Here is a 17,511-nt window from a genome sequence, read left to right as displayed (position 1 = left end):
GGCGGAGCGGACGGGACTCGAACCCGCGACCTCCGGCGTGACAGGCCAGCATTCTAACCAGCTGAACTACCGCTCCGTGCTTGCGACAACCCTTCTGCCTTCGTCCCGGACAGGCCGGGGAGAAGACAAGGCCCCCAGCTTTGGGCCGGGGGCCTCGATGTAATGGCGGAGCGGACGGGACTCGAACCCGCGACCTCCGGCGTGACAGGCCAGCATTCTAACCAGCTGAACTACCGCTCCGCGTTGTACTGCTTGTGTTCTCTTCCCGATCAGGATCAGGGAGAAAACAAAGCCTCCAGCTTTTGGCCGGAGGCCTCGTTGAAGTGGCGGAGCGGACGGGACTCGAACCCGCGACCTCCGGCGTGACAGGCCAGCATTCTAACCAGCTGAACTACCGCTCCACACTCAAACTTTTACCGCGGTGCTGTGGTGGGTGCTGAGGGTTTCGAACCCCCGACCCTCTCCGTGTAAAGGAGACGCTCTACCGCTGAGCTAAGCACCCCAGCGAGCCGCTTAGTTTACAGCATCCTTAAGGGCCTTGCCAGCCTTGAAGGACGGATTCTTCGAAGCAGCGATCTTGATGGTGTCGCCGGTCTTCGGGTTGCGGCCGGTGCGGGCTGCACGGTCGCGGACCTGGAAGGTACCGAAGCCGACCAGGGTGACCGCATCGCCGTCCTTCAGCGCCTTGGTGATGGCAGCAACGACGGCATCGACAGCGCGGCTGGACTCGGCCTTGGTCAGGTCGGCAGCTTCAGCAACGGCGTCGATCAATTCGGTCTTGTTCATTCTCTACAACTCCTTTGGCGGTGGGTTCCGCGGATTCGACAGGGAAGCAACCGCACGCCATCTGCGTGCGATCGCCATGTGGAAACGGTTCGCCGATTCAGAGATCGCCAACAGCGATCACTCATTTGCGAGTGCTGCTTTTATACCAGTGGCCCTACCCCCACGCAAGCTGGAAAGCCAGCAACGACGCGGGTTTCAGGCCATTCGGCAACGCGCGTCAGTGCTTGACGCGCGCGTTTCCACTCGGTTTCGCCTTGCTACGTACCGTGACGCGCTGCGCACTCTTGCGCGCCTTCTTCGGTGCCAGCGGACGCTCCAACGCCAGATCAAGCACTTCTTCGATGTACTTCACCGGCACGATCTTCAGATCACGGGTGACGTTGGCCGGGATGTCGGCCAGATCCTTGCGGTTCTCTTCGGGAATGATGACCGTGCGGATACCGCCACGCAGGGCAGCCAGCAGCTTCTCCTTCAGTCCACCGATGGCGGTGACCCGCCCACGCAGCGTGATTTCGCCGGTCATCGCCACATCGGCACGCACCGGCACCCTGGTCAGCATCGAGACCAGGGACGTCACCATCGCCGCGCCGGCGCTCGGGCCGTCCTTCGGCGTGGCGCCGTCCGGAACGTGCAGGTGCACGTCGTGCTTCTGCAGGAAGTCGCTGTCGATGCCGAAACGATCGGCGCGCGAACGCACGACCGACAACGCCGCCGAAGCCGATTCCTTCATCACGTTGCCGAGCTGGCCGGTCAGGATCAACTGGCCCTTGCCCGGCACCAGCGTCGATTCGATCTGCAACAGGTCGCCACCGACTTCGGTCCAGGCCAGGCCGGTGACCAGGCCGATCTCGTTCTCTTCCTCCGCGCGGCCAAAATCAAAGCGGCGCACGCCCAGGTACTTGTCCAGGTTCTTGCCGGTCACCGTGACCAGCGCCTTGGCCTTCTTCGCGCCCTTCCTGGCCTTCACCGGCTGCGGGCCTGCCAGCGCGATCTCCTTCACCACCTTGCGGCAGATCTTGGCAATCTCGCGTTCCAGATTGCGCACGCCCGACTCGCGGGTGTAGTAGCGCACGATGTCCTGGATCGCATCGCTGCCGATTTCCAGTTCCTCCGGCTTCAGGCCATTGGCCTTGATCTGCTTGGGCACCAGGTAGCGGGTCGCGATGTTGAGCTTCTCATCCTCGGTGTAACCGGGGATGCGGATCACTTCCATGCGGTCCAGCAGCGGGCCCGGAATGTTGAGCGAGTTCGAGGTGGCCACGAACATCACTTCCGACAGATCCAGGTCCACTTCCAGGTAGTGATCGTTGAATGCGTTGTTCTGCTCCGGATCGAGCACTTCCAGCAGCGCCGAAGAGGGATCGCCACGGAAGTCCATCGACATCTTGTCGATCTCGTCGAGCACGAACAGCGGGTTCTTGCTGCCGACCTTGTTGAGGTTCTGCACGATGCGGCCCGGCATGGAGCCGACGTAGGTGCGACGGTGGCCACGGATCTCGGCCTCATCACGCACGCCGCCCAGCGACATGCGCACGAACTTGCGGTTGGTGGCCTTGGCGATGGACTGGCCGAGCGAGGTCTTGCCCACGCCCGGGGGCCCGACCAGGCACAGGATCGGGCCCTTCATCTGCTTCACCCGCGACTGCACCGCCAGGTATTCAAGGATGCGCTCCTTGACCTTCTCCAGGCCGTAATGGTCGGCATCGAGTGTGTCCTGCGCGGCCTTCAGGTCCTTGCGCACCTTGGTGCGCTTCTTCCACGGCACGCCCAGCAACCACTCCAGGTAATTGCGCACGACCGCCGCCTCAGCGGACATCGGCGACATCTGCTTGAGCTTGTTCAGTTCGTTGCGCGCCTTGGCTTCCACGGCCTTCGGCATGCCCGCTTCGGCGATCTTGCGGGCCAGCTCTTCCAGCTCGCCCGGCGCGTCGTCGAGGTCACCCAGTTCCTTCTGGATGGCCTTCATCTGTTCGTTGAGGTAGTACTCGCGCTGGCTCTTCTCCATCTGCGACTTCACGCGGCCGCGGATGCGCTTTTCCATCTGCTGCACGTCGATCTCGCCGTCGACCAGGCCGACCAGCATCTCCAGGCGCTCGCCGACGGCCAGCGTTTCCAGCAGGCGCTGCTTGTCGGCCAGGCGCACGCTGATGTGGGCGGCGATGGTGTCGGCCAGGCGCGCAGGCTCGTCGATCCCGGCCAGGGTCTGCAGCAGCTCCGGCGGCAGCTTGCGGTTGGTTTTCACGTACTGCTCGAACAGCGACATCAGCGAGCGGGCGATCGCCTCGATCTCGCGCGGCTCGCGCTCGTCCGCAGCGTCGATCTCCACGGCCTGGCCGTGCAGCGAACCGTTGCGTTCGTCGACATGGGTCACCTGCACGCGCGAGAGGCCTTCGACCAGCACCTTGATCGTGCCATCGGGCAGCTTCAGCAGCTGCAGCACCTGCGCCAGCGTACCGACCTGGTAGAGATCGGCCGCATGCGGGTCGTCGGTCTCGGCGGACTTCTGCGCGAGCAGCAGGATGCGCTTGTCTGCCTCCATTGCCTGTTCGAGCGCGTGCATGGACTTGTCACGGCCGACGAACAGCGGGATGACCATGTGCGGGAACACCACTACGTCGCGCAGCGGCAGGACCGGCAGGTCGAGGGTTTCACTTGGGGAACGGGCCATGGGGGCTCCAGGGAAGGGGAAAACCGCCTCCGGGAGGACATCTTCCGGAGACAAAAAAAGCCGATGGCCCCGTTATGGGGCCATCGGCTTTCAGATGCAAGGCATTCCTTTAAAATTCTTTCCAATCAACAACTTGGAAGAATCACTCGGCGCCTGCGGCCTTCTGTTCAGGGGCCGCCGGGGTCTGGTAGATCAGGTACGGCTCGGACTTGTGCTCGATCACCGATTCGTCCACCACCACCTTGCTGACGTTTTCCTGCGAAGGCAGGTCGTACATGGTGTCCAGCAGCACCGATTCGACGATGGTGCGCAGGCCACGGGCGCCGGTCTTGCGCTTGAGCGCCTTGCGGGCGATGGCCGACAGGGCGTCCGGACGGAACTCCAGTTCGACGTTCTCCATCTCGAACAGCTTCTTGAACTGCTTGGTGATGGCGTTCTTCGGTTCGGTCAGGATCTTGATCAGGGCCGGCTCGTCCAGCTCCTCCAGGGTCGCCACCACCGGCAGGCGGCCGACGAACTCGGGAATCAGGCCGAACTTGATCAGATCTTCCGGCTCGACTTCCGCCAGCAGCTTGCCCACTTCCTGCTTGCGCTCGGCACTCTTCACCTTGGCGCCGAAGCCGATGCTGCCCACGTCGGTGGAACGGGCCTGGATCACCTTGTCCAGGCCGGCGAACGCGCCGCCGCAGATGAACAGGATGTTCTTGGTGTCCACCTGCAGGAACTCCTGCTGCGGATGCTTGCGACCGCCCTGCGGCGGCACGCTGGCCACGGTACCTTCGATCAGCTTCAGCAGGGCCTGCTGTACGCCTTCGCCGGACACGTCGCGGGTGATCGACGGGTTCTCGCTCTTGCGCGAGATCTTGTCGATCTCATCGATATAGACGATGCCCTGCTGCGCCTTCTCGACGTCGTAGTCGCACTTCTGCAGCAGCTTCTGGATGATGTTCTCCACGTCCTCGCCCACGTAACCGGCTTCGGTCAGCGTGGTGGCGTCGGCCATGGTGAACGGCACGTTGAGCAGGCGGGCCAGGGTTTCGGCCAGCAGGGTCTTGCCCGAACCGGTCGGACCGACCAGCAGGATGTTCGACTTCGCCAGCTCGACGTCGTCGTTCTTCTGCCGGCTCTCGATGCGCTTGTAATGGTTGTATACGGCCACGGCCAAGGTGCGCTTGGCACGGTTCTGGCCGATCACGTACTGGTCGAGGACCTCGAGGATCTCGCGCGGCTTCGGCAGCGAGCTGCGCGCCGACTGCGCCTTTTCCTCAAGTTCTTCGCGGATGATGTCGTTGCACAGCTCCACGCATTCATCGCAGATGAACACGCTCGGACCCGCAATCAGCTTGCGCACTTCATGCTGGCTCTTGCCGCAGAAAGAGCAGTAGAGGATCTTGCCGGTGTCCGTGGAACGACCTTGGCGGTCTTCGCTCATGCTTCGCTTACCCAGTTACCCCACCCGCTGAACGGGGGTTCGATTCGAGAATAGCACAGGGCCGGAGGGACACCAGTCCCGCCCGACCCTGCAGGAACGAGGCCTGCCTGGCCCCGTGAAGGCGGCTCAACCCGCCTGGACCGACTCATCCGGGCGACGCTCCAGGACCTGGTCGACCAGGCCGTAGGCCTGCGCTTCGACCGCACTCTTGAAGTTGTCGCGCTCGGTATCGCGAGCGATCGTTTCCAGCGACTGGCCGGTGTGGCGGGCCAGGATCTCATTCAGGCGCGAACGCAGCGTCAGGATCTCGCGCGCGTGGATGTCGATGTCCGTCGCCTGGCCCTGGTAACCCCCCAGCGGCTGGTGGATCATCACGCGCGAATTCGGCAGCGCATAGCGCTTGCCGGCTTCACCTGCAGCCAGCAGGAGGGCACCCATCGAGGCCGCCTGGCCGATGCAGGTGGTGCTCACATTCGGCTTGATGTACTGCATGGTGTCGTAGATCGCCATACCGGCAGTGACCACGCCACCCGGCGAGTTGATGTAGATGTTGATGTCCTTCTCCGGGTTCTCCGATTCCAGGAACAGCAACTGCGCCACCACCACGTTGGCCATGTGATCGTCGATCGGGCCCACGAGGAAGATCAGGCGCTCCTTCAACAGGCGCGAATAGATGTCGTAGGCACGCTCGCCGCGGCTGGTCTGCTCGACCACCATCGGAACCAGGTTCAGGGCTTTGGTTCGGTTGTCCATTACGTGAGGTACCTATCTTGGGGGGAAACAACCCCGCGCCGGCAGGGGCGCGGGGCATACGGTGATCCGCCCGGACTTACTGGCGGATCGCGTCCTGGAACGACAGCTTCTCTTCGGTGTGCTGGGCGCGCTCGGCGATCCAGTCGATCACCTGCTCTTCCATCACACGGTTCTGCAGACCAGACATCAGCTGGGGGTCGTTGCGGTACATCTCAATGACCTGCTCCGGCTCTTCGTAGGTCGAGGCGATCAGACGCAGCGTTTCGTTCAGGCGCTTGGGCTCCAGGCGCAGATCGTTGGTGCGCGCCACTTCGCCGACCAGCAGGCCGACCAGCACGCGCTTGGCGGCGGCGTCCTTGAAACCTTCGTGGGCATCGGCCGGGATCTCGCCCGGGTTGCGGCCGCTGCGGCGGATCTGCTCGACCTGCTGGGCCAGCATCGCGCGGGCTTCGTTCTCGACCAGGCGCGGCGGCATTTCCACCGAGGAATAGGCGGCGATCAGCTGCTCGCCCACTTCACGGCGCAGGCGGTTCATCAGCGCGCCCTTGAGCTCGCGCTCCAGGTTGGCGCGGATGTCGCTGCGGAACTGCTCGACATCACCGCCCTTCACGCCGAAGCTCTTGATGAAGGCCTCATCGACCGCCGGCACCACCGGCTCGGACACTTCGGCAACCTTGACGGTGACCTGCACGGTCTTGCCGGCCAGCACCGGCACGCGCCAGTCGGCCGGGAAATCGACGTCCAGCGTCTTTTCCTCGCCCTTGGCCAGGCCGACCAGGCCCTTTTCGATGGTCTCGAACATCATGCCCTGGCCGAGCACGATCGAACCCTTCTCGGTGCCTTCGGCCGGCAGGCGCTCTTCGCCGGCCTGGGACCAGGTTTCGACCGCGACCAGGTCGCCATCCTGCGCACCACGCGCAACCGGTGCCCAGGTGCGGCGCTGGTTCTGCAGGTTCTCGATCATCTGGTCGATGTCGGCGTCGGTGATCTCGGCGGTGTGGCGCACCACGGTCAGCTTGCTGACGTCGATGTCACCGAAGTCCGGCACCACCTCCACGGTGGCCACGAAGGAGAACTCACCCTCGTCGCCCTTGTCGATGCGCGGGCTGCCGACGATGCGCAGGTCGTGCTCGCGCACGGCCGCGTCGAAGGTTTCGCGCAGCAGGCCGTCCAGCGCCTCGCCACGGACCTGCGCGCCGAAGCGCTGCTCGATCACCTTGGCCGGCACCTTGCCCGGACGGAAACCCTTGATGCGGGTGGTACGGGCGATTTCGCCGAGGCGGCCGTTGATGTGGCTCTGCAGACGGTCTTCCGGCAGCGAGAAGCTCAGGCGGCGTTCCAGGTTGCCGATGGATTCGATCGAAGCTTGCATGTTGACTCCTGCCACCGGTGGCGCTCTGGCCTCCGGCTCGATGATGGATGAAACGGTTGTAAGGTGACGGCGTCCGGGACGCGCCTGCTTGCCGCAGCCCTTTAGTTTCGCCCAATTCGGCGTGCACTGCCAGCGCAGGCCGGGCAAGCGCCTCGGGAACGCCCGGCGGGGGGCGGAGGCAGGCCGGCACTGGTGCGAAAGGGGGGACTCGAACCCCCACGCCTTGCGGCACTGGAACCTAAATCCAGGGCGTCTACCAATTCCGCCACTTTCGCGTGGCCGGCACAGGCGGTCATTGTCGCAGGCGGGTGCACAAAGCGGAAGGCATGACAAACCTGAATACGTAGTCCAGGCACCCACGCGCAGGCGCCGGCACGTGCGCGTAGACTCGTGCCGTTGCCGCCACCCGGTCTGCCCCGATGGAACGCACCCCACTCCGCACGCCCCTGCAGGCCCGGATGCCCGGCTGGTCCACACTCGTCTGGCTGCTCGGTCTTGCAGTCGCGCTGCACTTCCTGTGGGTCACCGCACAGCGCTACGGGCAGGTCAGCGCCGAGGCCTATGGCATGTTCTGGGAGCGTCGCAACTGGCTGTGGCTGCATGTCGCCGGCGGCAGCCTGGCCATGCTGGCCGGCGCCACGCAGTTCATCGGTCCCCTGCGGCGACACCGTCCCCGGCTGCATCGCTGGCTGGGACGGATCTACCTGGCCGGCATCCTGCTGGGGAGTGCCGCTGTCGCCGGCCTGATCGCCACCACCCAGGGCTGGCTGGCACTGAAAATGGCGTTCGCTGCGACCGGCCTGGCGTGGTTGGTCACATCATTCTGCGGCTATCGCAGCATCCGGCGTGGCGACGTCGAGCAGCACCGGCGATGGATGCTGCGCAGCTACCTGGTGACGCTGTCACCCGCGGTGTTCCGCCTGTCGCTGCTGGTGCCTGCGCTCATGCAGCTGGCATCGCCCCTGGTGATGGTGCCGAGCCTGCTGGTGCTGAGCTGGGCCCTGCCGTTGCTGGTGCATGAAGCAGGAAGGCGCCTGGTGTCCATCGGCACACTCGCAGAGCCGTCCGGCAGCCGCTGAACACCCAAGAAAAAAGCCACCTGGAGGACCAAGTGGCTTTCGTCTGGTGGGCTGTCAAGGATTCGAACCTTGGACCTATTGATTAAGAGTCAACTGCTCTACCAACTGAGCTAACAGCCCGAAATCGGGGCGCGAATTATGACCTGATGCGCACACGGGGTGCAAGCTTTTTTTCAACATCGTTGATCGATGCATGCGTGCCACGACCCAAGGTGCTTCGCATGCCCTTTGCGCGGCCTGCAGGCAAGAAAAAAGCCACCTGGGGTACCAGGTGGCTTCTGTCTTGGTGGGCCGTCAAGGATTCGAACCTTGGACCTATTGATTAAGAGTCAACTGCTCTACCAACTGAGCTAACGGCCCGTGAAACTCAGACGCACATTATAGCGTGCATTCTGTTTATTGCAACACCGTGTCGGCTGTGCCGATGCGGTTGAATCAGTGGGGTGGCTGAGGGGATTCGAACCCCCGACCACCGGAATCACAATCCGGTACTCTAACCAACTGAGCTACAGCCACCACTGAAACATTCGCTTCATCGCCAATGCTGCTGGCGCTGGAGCTTTGAAGCCTTGCCTGGAGACCGTCACCGAAGTTCGGGCCGCCGAAGCGAGTCCGATATTCTGGTGGAGTCCTCACGCTTTTGCAAGCCTTTCTTCACATCCGCCGATGCGGTCCCGGTGCCTCGCCAATGGCGCGCCCGACAGGAATCGAACCTGTAACCGCCGGCTTAGAAGGCCGGTGCTCTATCCAGTTGAGCTACGGGCGCCCGAACCGGAACGGCGTCCAATCCGACGTGGCGTGGGATTGGTCGGGGTAGAGGGATTCGAACCCCCGACATCCTGCTCCCAAAGCAGGCGCGCTACCAGACTGCGCTATACCCCGGTCTTGCAATCCCCTCGAGCCGGGCCCGGGGAGTTGGTCATTGTCGCCAAGCACGCGGCGAACTGTCAACGCAGCGATCTGTCCCGGGCGCGCGGTCACGGCAGTGCCAGTGGCCATCGGCTATGCTCGACATCGTCGGCCGGATGGCCTTCCTGATCCCTCATTCGCACGGAGAACGCGCATGCGCAGCGGCAACCCGGCTCTTTCCGAGTCGACTTTCCTCGACCTCGCCAACGGCTCGGTGGTGACCCGCCCCGACCAGGCGATGACCCTCAACGGCACCGTCAACAAGACCGGCATCCTGTTGCTGCTGACCGTGCTGACCGCAGCCTTCGCCTGGAACCAGACCGTGGCCTTCGGCCAGGTGCTGCCGGCCGCCAAGCTGTATGCCATGGGCGGCGCGATCGGCGGCCTGGTGCTGGCGCTGGTCACCGTGTTCAAGAAGCAATGGTCGCCGGTCACCGCACCGCTGTACGCGCTGGTGGAAGGCCTGTTCCTCGGCGCCATTTCCGCCGTGTTCGAGCTGCGGTTCCCGGGCATCGTATTCCAGGCCGTGCTGCTGACCTTCGGCACGCTGGCTGCCCTGCTGGTGGCCTACCGCACCGGCGTCATCAAGGCCACCGAGAATTTCAAGCTCGGCGTGGTCGCCGCCACCGGTGGCATCGCCCTGCTCTACCTGGCGTCGTTCGTGCTGTCGTTCTTCAACATCGAAGTCCCGCTGATCCACTCCTCCAGCGGCTGGGGCATCGCCTTCAGCCTGTTCGTGGTCGTGGTCGCCGCGCTGAACCTGGTGCTGGATTTCGATTTCATTGAGAGCGGTGTGGCCCAGCGCGCGCCCAAGTACATGGAGTGGTATGGCGCATTCGGCCTGATGGTGACCCTGGTCTGGCTGTACGTCGAGTTCCTCCGCCTGCTGTCAAAGATCCAGCAGCGCTGATTCCGGTCAAGCTGAAAACGACAAAGGGCGCCTCCGTGGCGCCCTTTCTGTTCCCCTCCCCCTTTCGACCTCGCCATGCCTGCCCTCTTCCACAGCTATCGCCCCGCTGACGGCCATCGCCTGCCGCATGACCCGTTCAACGCCATCATCGGACCCCGCCCGATCGGCTGGATTTCCAGCTGCGCTGCCGACGGCGCGTTGAACCTGGCGCCCTACAGCTTCTTCAACGCCTTCAACTACACGCCGCCGATCATTGGTTTCTCCAGCCAGGGCCGCAAGGACTCGCTGCACAACATCGAAGCGACGGGCGAGTTCGTCTGGAACCTGGCCACTTTCGACCTGGCCGAAGCCATGAACGAGAGCTGCCGGGCGGTCGCGCCGGACGTCGACGAGTTCACGCTGGCCGGCTTGACGCCGTTGGCTTCCGGGCATGTCAAGCCGCCGCGTGTTGCAGAAAGCCCGGTCAGCATGGAATGCCGCTGCACCCAGATCGTCCGCCTGCGCGATGCCGCCGGACAGGACACCAACGGCTGGCTGGTGCTCGGCGAGGTCGTCGCCGTCCATATCGAGGCACGACTGCTGGTCGATGGCATCTACGACACTGCAGCCGCCGACCCGATCCTGCGCGGCGGTGGACCGGCCGACTATTTCCGCGTCAGTGCCGAGCAGCGTTTCCGCATGTTCCGGCCGGCCTGAATCTCAGCCGGCAACCGGGCGCGCCAACAGGGCCGTCAGCGACGAGGCGAGCAGCGCGATGCCCGACAGCGTCAGCAGGCTCAATACGATCTGGCGGAACCGCGCCTCGCTGATGCCGATGTAGACCCGGGCCCCCAGCAGCGCCGGAACCAGCATGGCCGGGACGACGACAGCGAAGTACGGCAACATCTGCCGGGTGACCAGGCCACTGCCGACGTAGGTGGCCATGGTGACCGACAGCATCGCCAGGTTGAAGTTCTGGATGACCGCGCGTTGCTCCTCCTTGCCGAAACCACGCAGCGTGCTCCACAACGTGGGCACGGGACCTGCGAAGCCGCCGATGCCGCTGAGCACGCCACCGGCCATGCCCGCCACGGTGTCGCCGATGCGCCCGCCCGTGGTGATCGGCGGCAGCGAACGGGCCATCAGCATCACCGGGCACCACAATGCCAGGAAGCCGCCCAGCAGGGCCTTGAACCAGTCCATGTCCAGCTGCGGCAATACCATCACGCCCAGCGGAATGCCCGCCAGGCCACCGAAGACGAAGGGCAGCAGCAGACGCAGATTGAATCCGCGCCGCACGGTGAACACCGCCACCAGCTGACCCACCAGCGCGCCGAACACCGACAGCGTCGCCGCCAGGCGTGGCTCCAGCCCCCACGCCCAGAACGACATGGCGACCATTCCGAACGCAAAGCCGGACAGTCCCTGCACGAATCCCGCCACGATCGCTCCAAGTGCGACCAGCAGATACACCGAATCCATCATCACCTCGCTGCGACCCCATGGCTACGCTGCCACGCCGGCCTGGGCAGCGTAGTGCGTGGCAAGGTACCCGACCAGCGCGCGCACTTTCGGTGCCGCCACACCACATGAGCTGCGCAGAGCATGCGCAGGCACCCAAACGCAACGGGGCGCCCGAAGGCGCCCCGCTGGAAATCCAGGCAAGGTCCAGCCACCGCTTACAGGCGCGTGGCGATGGCCTTGGCGAAGCTCATGGTGGTGCCGGTGCCGCCCAGGTCGCCGGTCAGCGAGTCCTTGGCTTCCATGGTCGCCACGATGGCCTTGCGCAGGCGCTCGGCATTCTGCGGCTGGCCGATATGATCCAGCATCTGTGCCGCCGCCAGCAGCAGCGCGCAGGGATTGGCCTTGCCCTGGCCCGCGATGTCCGGCGCGGTGCCGTGCACGGCTTCGAAGATCGCCGCGTCCTTGCCGATGTTGGCACCCGGGGCCAGGCCCAGGCCGCCGACCAGGCCGGCGCAGAGATCGGAAATGATGTCGCCGAACAGGTTGGTGGTGACGATCACATCGAACTGTTCCGGGCGCATCACCAGCTGCATGCAGGTGTTGTCGACGATCATTTCCTGGAACTCGATGTCCGGATACTGCGCGGCCACTTCACGGGCAACGTTCAGGAACAGGCCCGAGGTCGACTTGATGATGTTGGCCTTGTGCACGGCGGTGACCTTCTTGCGGCCGACGCTGCGGGCCAGTTCGAAGGCGTAGCGCACGATGCGCTCCGAGCCCTTGCGGGTGATGCGGGTGCCGGAGAAGGCAGTCTCGCCGTCGGCCGACACTTCCTGGCCTTCGGCCAGGTAGGCGCCTTCGGTGTTCTCACGCACGGTGATCAGGTCGACGTTGTCGAAACGCGACTTGGTGTTCGGGAAGGTGTGGGCCGGACGCACGTTGGCGTACAGGTCGAAATGGCGGCGCAGGCTGACATTGATCGAGGTGAAGCCACCACCGACCGGCGTGGTCAGCGGGCTCTTCAGGGCAACCTTGTTGCGCGCGATCGAGTCCAGGGTGACCGCCGGCATCAGGTCGCCGTGCTTCTCCAGCGCCGCCAGGCCGGCGTCGGCCTCTTCATACTCCAGGCCGGCATTGAGCTGGTCGAGCACGTACAGGGTGGCGTCCATGATCTCCGGGCCGATGCCGTCGCCGCGGATGACCGTAATTTTCTGCGTCATTGATCGATGTTCCGAACAGGGGGAAAAAACGCCGTCCGGACGTGCCCGGAAACGCCGGCGCAAAGGAAGTTTCACCGGCAATTATGCCTGAGCCGGGGCCGAGGTCCCAAATAGACCATGGTCCCAGTCCCCGGCTCAGGCAGAATTGCCCGCGTATTCCGGTAGCGCCGGGCCATGCCCGGCGGGTGGGCGTCCGGTCATTCGCCGGGCATGGCCCGGCGTTACCCTCAGTGCTCGTGGGCTTCCGGGGCGGCGGCACCGCCTTCGAGCTGGTCGAGGAAATCGACCGCGCGGCGCAGGTGCGGGATCACGATCGAGCCGCCGACCACCAGGCCGACCGAGAAGGTCTCGAAGAACTCCTCGCGGGTCACCCCGGCCTCCTTGCACTGGGCCACGTGGTAGCTGATGCAGTCGTCGCAGCGCAGCACCATCGAGGCCACCAGCCCCAGCAGCTCCTTGGTCTTCACATCCAGCGCACCGGCCTGGTAGGTCTGCGTATCCAGCGCGAAGAACCGGCGCACCACCTGGTTCGGCTCGCCCAGGATGCGCTCGTTCATGCGCTTGCGGAACGCGGTGAACTCGGCGATGCGGTCCTTGCTGCCGTCGTCGGCCGCGCTCATGCCTGGCCCTGCCCGGCCAGCAGCGGCTCAAGCTTGCCTTCACGGTGCAGCGCCATCATGTCGTCATAGCCACCGACATGGACGTCGCCGACGAAGATCTGCGGCACGCTGGTGCGGCGGGTCAGCGCCATCATCTTCTCGCGTTCGGCCGGGTCCAGGTCGATGCGGACCTCGGTCCACTGCTGGCCCTTGCTCTTGAGGAAGTTCTTGGCGGCCACGCAGTAAGGGCAGACGGCAGTGGAATAGATGGTGATGGCGGGGGCACCGCCGGCGGTCTGGGCTGTCACGGGAAACTCCACGATGGATCGACGGTCTACATATGGTACCGGTGCGCTGGAATTTCCACGCTACCACCGCAACACTGTGGATTAACGAATGGTTGCCCCCTGCCCTGCCACGCTTGGCGCGCCCCGCCCGAGGACCTTCCGCTTGCGAGCCCTGCTGCTTTCGACCGCCGTCACCTTCGCCCTGGCCATGCCGCTGGCCCAGGCCCAGGAGAAGCTGCCCGACATCGGCTCCTCGGCCGGCGAGCTGCTGACCCCGGCCCGCCAGGCCGAGTACGGCGCGATGATGCTGCGCGAGCTGCGCAACTATGACTACCTGCTGGACGATCCGCTGGTCAATGACTGGCTGCAGACCATGGGCACCCGCCTGGGGTCCAACAGCGACCAGCCGCGCCAGCCCTACACCTTCTTCGTGATGAAGGACCGCCAGATCAACGCCTTCGCGACCCTGGGCGGCTACATCGGGGTCAACGCCGGGCTGGTGCTGACGGCCGAACGCGAAGACGAGGTTGCCGCGGTGCTGTCACACGAAATCGCCCACGTCACCCAGCAGCACGTGCTGCGCGGGGTCGAGCGCGCCCAGCGCGACCAGATCCCGATCCTGCTGGGCATGCTGGCGGCGGTGGTGGCGGCACAGGCCAGCAACAGCACCTCTTCAGGCAATGCGACCATGGCCGCGATCAGCTCGGGCATGGGCCTGATGCAGCAGCGGCAGATCAACTACACCCGCTCCAACGAATCGGAAGCCGATCGGCTGGGCATACGCACCCTGTCACGCAGCGGTTACGACGTGGACGCGATGGCCGGCTTCTTCGAGCGGATGTCGACGGCCATGCGCGGCAACGAGGGCGGCTACAGCGTGCCGGAGTTCCTGCGCACGCACCCGGTCAACATCACCCGCATCAGCGAAGCGAAGGCCCGCGCCGAGCAGATGAAGAAGGACACGGTGCTGCTGACCACCACCACGCCCAGCGGCGAGCGCAGGGAACGGGTGGACCCGGCCGACCCGACCCTGTCCGAACCGCTGCTGCGCGGCAGCAACCCGCTGCTGCCAAGCAGTGTGCTGCGGGTGCCGGTTGGCCAGCTCAGCCGGGGCCCCAGCGGCGACTTCGACTGGGCACGTGAACGGTTGCGGGTGCTCAGTGCCGACTCCACCGGCGAGGTGGAGCGCGAGTACGCCGACCTGGGCAAACGCCAGAAGAGTGGATTGAACGATGCCCAGCGCTACGGCCAGGCCCTGGCGGTGATGCGGGGGGGACGCAGCGGTGCCGGCGAGGCGCGGCAGACCCTGAACGGCCTGCTGCAGGCCCATCCGGACAGCCTGTGGGTAGCCCTGGCCCTGGCCGAGGCCGAATCGCGCTCGGGCCAGGCCACGCAGGCCAATGCCCGTTTCGAGCAGCTGCTGCGTGAGCATCCCAACAGTCGGCCCGTCGCGCTGACCTACGCCGAGATCCTCAACGAACAGGGCAACCGCGAGGCGGGGCAGCGCGCGCAGGCCATGCTGCGGCCGCTGCTGTCGCAAAGTGGTAACGATCCGGTGTTCCAGCAGCGCTACGCCCGTGCCAGCGAGCTGGCCGGGGACAGCGTCCGTGCCAGCGAGGCCTACGCCGAGGCCGCCTTCCTCAGCGGCCGGCCGGAGCAGGCGCTGATGCAGCTGCAGGCGCTCAAGCGCAATCCTGCACTGGACTACGTGGGACGGGCCCGGGTCGACGCGCGCATCGAATCGATCACCCCGACCGTGCTGGAGCTGCGCCGGCAGGGCGTGCAGGACCCCGATCTGGACCGCCGCTGAGCGCTGCATGACCGGTCCGTGGCAATCGGGAGCGGTTCCGGCCCGATGGTCACAAACATGTCATCAAACCGTAGTCTACTGGCACCCGTCCAGTAACCGAGCCCTACGGTGCCCTCGTGCAGAAACGTATCCTGATCGTCGATGACGAGCCCGCGATCCGCGAAATGGTCGCCTTCGCCCTGCGCAAGGGTGACTACGAGCCGGTTCATGCCGGTGATGCCCGCGAAGCCCAGACCGCGATCGCCGACCGTGTTCCCGACCTGATCCTGCTGGACTGGATGCTGCCCGGCACCAGCGGCCTGGACCTGGCGCGCCGCTGGCGCAAGGAGACGCTGACCCGCGAGGTGCCCATCATCATGCTGACCGCGCGTGGCGAGGAGAACGACCGTGTCGGCGGCCTGGAAGCCGGCGTCGACGATTACGTGGTCAAGCCGTTCTCGGCCCGGGAGCTGCTGGCCCGCATCCGTGCGGTCATGCGCCGCGCCCGCGAAGACGACGAGGACGGCAGCGTGGCGGTCGGTCCGATCCGCATCGACGGTGCCGCGCATCGCGTGTTCGCCAACGAACAGCCGGTGCCGATCGGCCCGACCGAATACCGCCTGCTGCACTTCTTCATGACCCACCCCGAGCGCGTGTACACCCGCGCCCAGCTGCTCGACCACGTGTGGGGCGGCAGCGTGTACGTGGAGGAGCGCACCATCGACGTGCACATCCGCCGCCTGCGCAAGACGCTGGAACCGTTCAATGCCGAGAACATGGTGCAGACCGTGCGCGGCGCGGGTTACCGCTTCTCGACCGCCACCTGAGTCCCGTCGTGCCGGCATCGCGCACCCACGGGTGCCGATGCCGGCAACTCTGCTATAACCCTTGGTTCATTCCAGTGAACCACCGCACCTCATCGACGAGACCGCAATGCCCCGCCACATCCGCTCTGCCTGGTTGAAGACGCTGGCTACCGTCGCCGCGGTACTGCTGTTCGCCGGACTGGTGGGATGGTTCACGGGCCATCTGTGGTTGTGCGTCGCACTGGGCGCGCTGGCGACGCTGGCCTGGCATTACTGGCGGTTGCGCAGCGTGCTGCGCCGGCTGACCGCGCGCCAGCGCTGGGATACCGCCGAAGGCACGGGCGTGTGGAATGAACTGGATCGCCTGCTGTACCGCAACCAGGTCGAAATGCGCGTGCGCAAGCGGCGCCTGCTGGACATGCTGCGCAGCTACCGCGCCGCGGCCGCCGCGCTGCCCGACGCAGTGGTGGTGCTCGACCGCAACAGCCAGCGCGTGCAGTGGTTCAACGAAGCGGCCACGGCCCTGCTTGGCCTGCACCATCCGGGCGACCTGGGCGAGGCCCTTGTCGAGCGGTTGCAGCCGATGCCGCTGGCCCACTGGCTGGCCGGCGGTCGCAACGCCGAGCCGATCCTGGACGTGCCCTCGCCGGTCGATCCAGCGATCCGCCTCAACCTCCGCCTGATTCCGTATTCGTCGGACTACTGGCTGCTGATCGCCCGTGATGTCAGCAAGCTGCTGCGCCTGGAGCAGGTCCGCCGCGATTTCGTCGCCAATGTTTCACATGAGCTGCGCACCCCTCTCACCGTGGTGCACGGCTACCTGGACATGATGGATCCGGAGGATTTCCCCGGCACCGGCCCGATGCTTGAAGAGATGCGCAAGCAGAGCCAGCGCATGGCCCAGCTGGTGGAAGACCTGCTGACCCTGTCGCGGCTGGAGTCGCAGGAGCACACCGAAGAGGAAGTCGTGGCCATGCAGCCGATGCTGGCCACGCTGCGTCGCGAAGCCGAGGCCCACAGCCAGGGTCGCCACCAGATCAGCATCGAGGACCTTGCCGGCGTCGACCTGCAGGGCTCGACCAAGGAGCTGCACAGCGCCTTCTCCAATCTGGTCACCAATGCAGTGCGCTACACGCCGGCCGACGGCCGCATCACCGTCGAGTTCCGTCGCGAAGGCGACGGCGCGGTGCTGGCCGTGCGCGATACCGGCTATGGCATCCCGGCAACCCACCTGCCGCGGCTGACCGAGCGCTTCTACCGCGTTTCCAGCAGCCGCTCGCGCGAGAGCGGCGGCACCGGCCTCGGCCTGTCCATCGTCAAGCACATCCTCGGCCTGCACCATGCGCGGCTGGAGATCGAAAGCGAGGTCGGCAAAGGATCGGTGTTCTCCTGTCATTTCGATGCCGACCACGTGCGCCCGCGCGAGTCCGCCCCCCTGACCTCCGTCGAAGAATGAAG

General features: G+C 65.3%; 15 protein-coding genes and 10 tRNA genes. 6 read left to right on the top strand and 19 right to left on the bottom strand.

The window, feature by feature from the left end; translation table 11 throughout:
- Positions 1-2 precede the first annotated feature (2 nt).
- From ACX9OW_RS19405 to ACX9OW_RS19360, 10 genes are all read right to left on the bottom strand, one after another.
- Positions 3-76 (bottom strand) — tRNA-Asp (locus tag ACX9OW_RS19405).
- Between the two features lie 87 nt (positions 77-163).
- A tRNA-Asp gene (locus ACX9OW_RS19400) sits at positions 164-240 on the bottom strand.
- 84 nt (positions 241-324) lie between these two features.
- Positions 325-401, bottom strand: a tRNA-Asp gene (locus ACX9OW_RS19395).
- A gap of 26 nt (positions 402-427) precedes the next feature.
- Positions 428-502, bottom strand: a tRNA-Val gene (locus ACX9OW_RS19390).
- A gap of 11 nt (positions 503-513) precedes the next feature.
- Positions 514-786 carry an HU family DNA-binding protein gene (locus ACX9OW_RS19385; RefSeq protein ID WP_005408270.1) on the bottom strand — a complete coding sequence of 91 codons (273 nt, stop codon included), beginning with the start codon at positions 784-786 and terminating at the stop codon, positions 514-516.
- 217 nt (positions 787-1,003) lie between these two features.
- Entirely contained in the window at positions 1,004-3,454 is a 2,451-nt protein-coding gene (gene lon, locus ACX9OW_RS19380; RefSeq protein ID WP_053520353.1) for an endopeptidase La, read from the bottom strand.
- 142 nt (positions 3,455-3,596) lie between these two features.
- Positions 3,597-4,886, bottom strand: coding sequence for an ATP-dependent Clp protease ATP-binding subunit ClpX (gene clpX, locus ACX9OW_RS19375; RefSeq protein WP_053520352.1), 1,290 nt, complete (start codon positions 4,884-4,886; stop codon positions 3,597-3,599).
- A 126-nt stretch (positions 4,887-5,012) separates the two neighbouring features.
- Entirely contained in the window at positions 5,013-5,639 is a 627-nt protein-coding gene (clpP, locus tag ACX9OW_RS19370; protein ID WP_053520351.1) for an ATP-dependent Clp endopeptidase proteolytic subunit ClpP, read from the bottom strand.
- A gap of 76 nt (positions 5,640-5,715) precedes the next feature.
- Positions 5,716-7,011 carry a trigger factor gene (gene tig, locus ACX9OW_RS19365; RefSeq protein WP_053520350.1) on the bottom strand — a complete coding sequence of 432 codons (1,296 nt, stop codon included), beginning with the start codon at positions 7,009-7,011 and terminating at the stop codon, positions 5,716-5,718.
- A gap of 190 nt (positions 7,012-7,201) precedes the next feature.
- A tRNA-Leu gene (locus tag ACX9OW_RS19360) sits at positions 7,202-7,286 on the bottom strand.
- A gap of 144 nt (positions 7,287-7,430) precedes the next feature.
- On the opposite strand from ACX9OW_RS19360, the gene ACX9OW_RS19355 reads away from it, so the two are divergent.
- Positions 7,431-8,090 carry a DUF2306 domain-containing protein gene (locus ACX9OW_RS19355; RefSeq protein WP_081279789.1) on the top strand — a complete coding sequence of 220 codons (660 nt, stop codon included), beginning with the start codon at positions 7,431-7,433 and terminating at the stop codon, positions 8,088-8,090.
- A gap of 44 nt (positions 8,091-8,134) precedes the next feature.
- On the opposite strand, the gene ACX9OW_RS19350 is transcribed toward ACX9OW_RS19355, so the two are convergent.
- The 5 genes from ACX9OW_RS19350 to ACX9OW_RS19330 form a co-directional block, all read right to left on the bottom strand.
- Positions 8,135-8,210, bottom strand: a tRNA-Lys gene (locus ACX9OW_RS19350).
- Positions 8,211-8,374: 164 nt separating this feature from the next.
- Positions 8,375-8,450: transfer RNA gene (locus ACX9OW_RS19345), tRNA-Lys, on the bottom strand.
- Between the two features lie 79 nt (positions 8,451-8,529).
- Positions 8,530-8,606: transfer RNA gene (locus ACX9OW_RS19340), tRNA-His, on the bottom strand.
- 173 nt (positions 8,607-8,779) lie between these two features.
- Positions 8,780-8,856: transfer RNA gene (locus tag ACX9OW_RS19335), tRNA-Arg, on the bottom strand.
- Positions 8,857-8,895: 39 nt separating this feature from the next.
- Positions 8,896-8,972 (bottom strand) — tRNA-Pro (locus ACX9OW_RS19330).
- A 181-nt stretch (positions 8,973-9,153) separates the two neighbouring features.
- On the opposite strand from ACX9OW_RS19330, the gene ACX9OW_RS19325 reads away from it, so the two are divergent.
- Together ACX9OW_RS19325 and ACX9OW_RS19320 are read left to right on the top strand one after the other, a co-directional pair.
- The gene (locus tag ACX9OW_RS19325; protein ID WP_053520416.1) at positions 9,154-9,909 is read left to right on the top strand and encodes a Bax inhibitor-1/YccA family protein; all 756 of its coding nucleotides are present in this window, start codon (positions 9,154-9,156) and stop codon (positions 9,907-9,909) included.
- A 75-nt stretch (positions 9,910-9,984) separates the two neighbouring features.
- Entirely contained in the window at positions 9,985-10,605 is a 621-nt protein-coding gene (locus ACX9OW_RS19320; RefSeq protein WP_459062704.1) for a flavin reductase family protein, read from the top strand.
- A gap of 3 nt (positions 10,606-10,608) precedes the next feature.
- Here ACX9OW_RS19320 and ACX9OW_RS19315 read toward each other — a convergent pair whose 3' ends face one another.
- The 4 genes from ACX9OW_RS19315 to grxC all read right to left on the bottom strand — a co-directional run bounded on the left by ACX9OW_RS19315 (position 10,609) and on the right by grxC (position 13,479).
- Positions 10,609-11,370 carry a sulfite exporter TauE/SafE family protein gene (locus ACX9OW_RS19315; protein ID WP_459062703.1) on the bottom strand — a complete coding sequence of 254 codons (762 nt, stop codon included), beginning with the start codon at positions 11,368-11,370 and terminating at the stop codon, positions 10,609-10,611.
- A gap of 197 nt (positions 11,371-11,567) precedes the next feature.
- The gene (locus tag ACX9OW_RS19310) at positions 11,568-12,572 is read right to left on the bottom strand and encodes an isocitrate dehydrogenase (RefSeq protein WP_053520418.1); all 1,005 of its coding nucleotides are present in this window, start codon (positions 12,570-12,572) and stop codon (positions 11,568-11,570) included.
- 227 nt (positions 12,573-12,799) lie between these two features.
- Positions 12,800-13,192: a carboxymuconolactone decarboxylase family protein gene (locus ACX9OW_RS19305; RefSeq protein WP_053519434.1), complete on the bottom strand. Its 393-nt coding sequence runs from the start codon at positions 13,190-13,192 to the stop codon at positions 12,800-12,802.
- Positions 13,189-13,479, bottom strand: coding sequence for a glutaredoxin 3 (gene grxC, locus ACX9OW_RS19300; protein WP_004154541.1), 291 nt, complete (start codon positions 13,477-13,479; stop codon positions 13,189-13,191). Before grxC ends, ACX9OW_RS19305 begins: the two co-directional genes overlap by 4 nt.
- Positions 13,480-13,621: 142 nt before the next feature.
- On the opposite strand from grxC, the gene ACX9OW_RS19295 reads away from it, so the two are divergent.
- The 3 genes from ACX9OW_RS19295 to phoR all read left to right on the top strand — a co-directional run bounded on the left by ACX9OW_RS19295 (position 13,622) and on the right by phoR (position 17,509).
- Entirely contained in the window at positions 13,622-15,268 is a 1,647-nt protein-coding gene (locus ACX9OW_RS19295) for a M48 family metalloprotease (protein ID WP_459062702.1), read from the top strand.
- 116 nt (positions 15,269-15,384) lie between these two features.
- The gene (gene phoB, locus ACX9OW_RS19290; protein ID WP_053519436.1) at positions 15,385-16,074 is read left to right on the top strand and encodes a phosphate regulon transcriptional regulator PhoB; all 690 of its coding nucleotides are present in this window, start codon (positions 15,385-15,387) and stop codon (positions 16,072-16,074) included.
- Positions 16,075-16,180: 106 nt separating this feature from the next.
- Positions 16,181-17,509, top strand: coding sequence for a phosphate regulon sensor histidine kinase PhoR (gene phoR / locus ACX9OW_RS19285; RefSeq protein WP_053519437.1), 1,329 nt, complete (start codon positions 16,181-16,183; stop codon positions 17,507-17,509).
- The last annotated feature ends 2 nt before the right edge of the window (positions 17,510-17,511 follow it).

The sequence above is a fragment of the Stenotrophomonas genospecies 5 genome, assembly GCF_054473825.1.
Note: the sequence above shows the minus strand (reverse complement) of the source record. Positions and strands in the feature narration are given on the sequence as shown.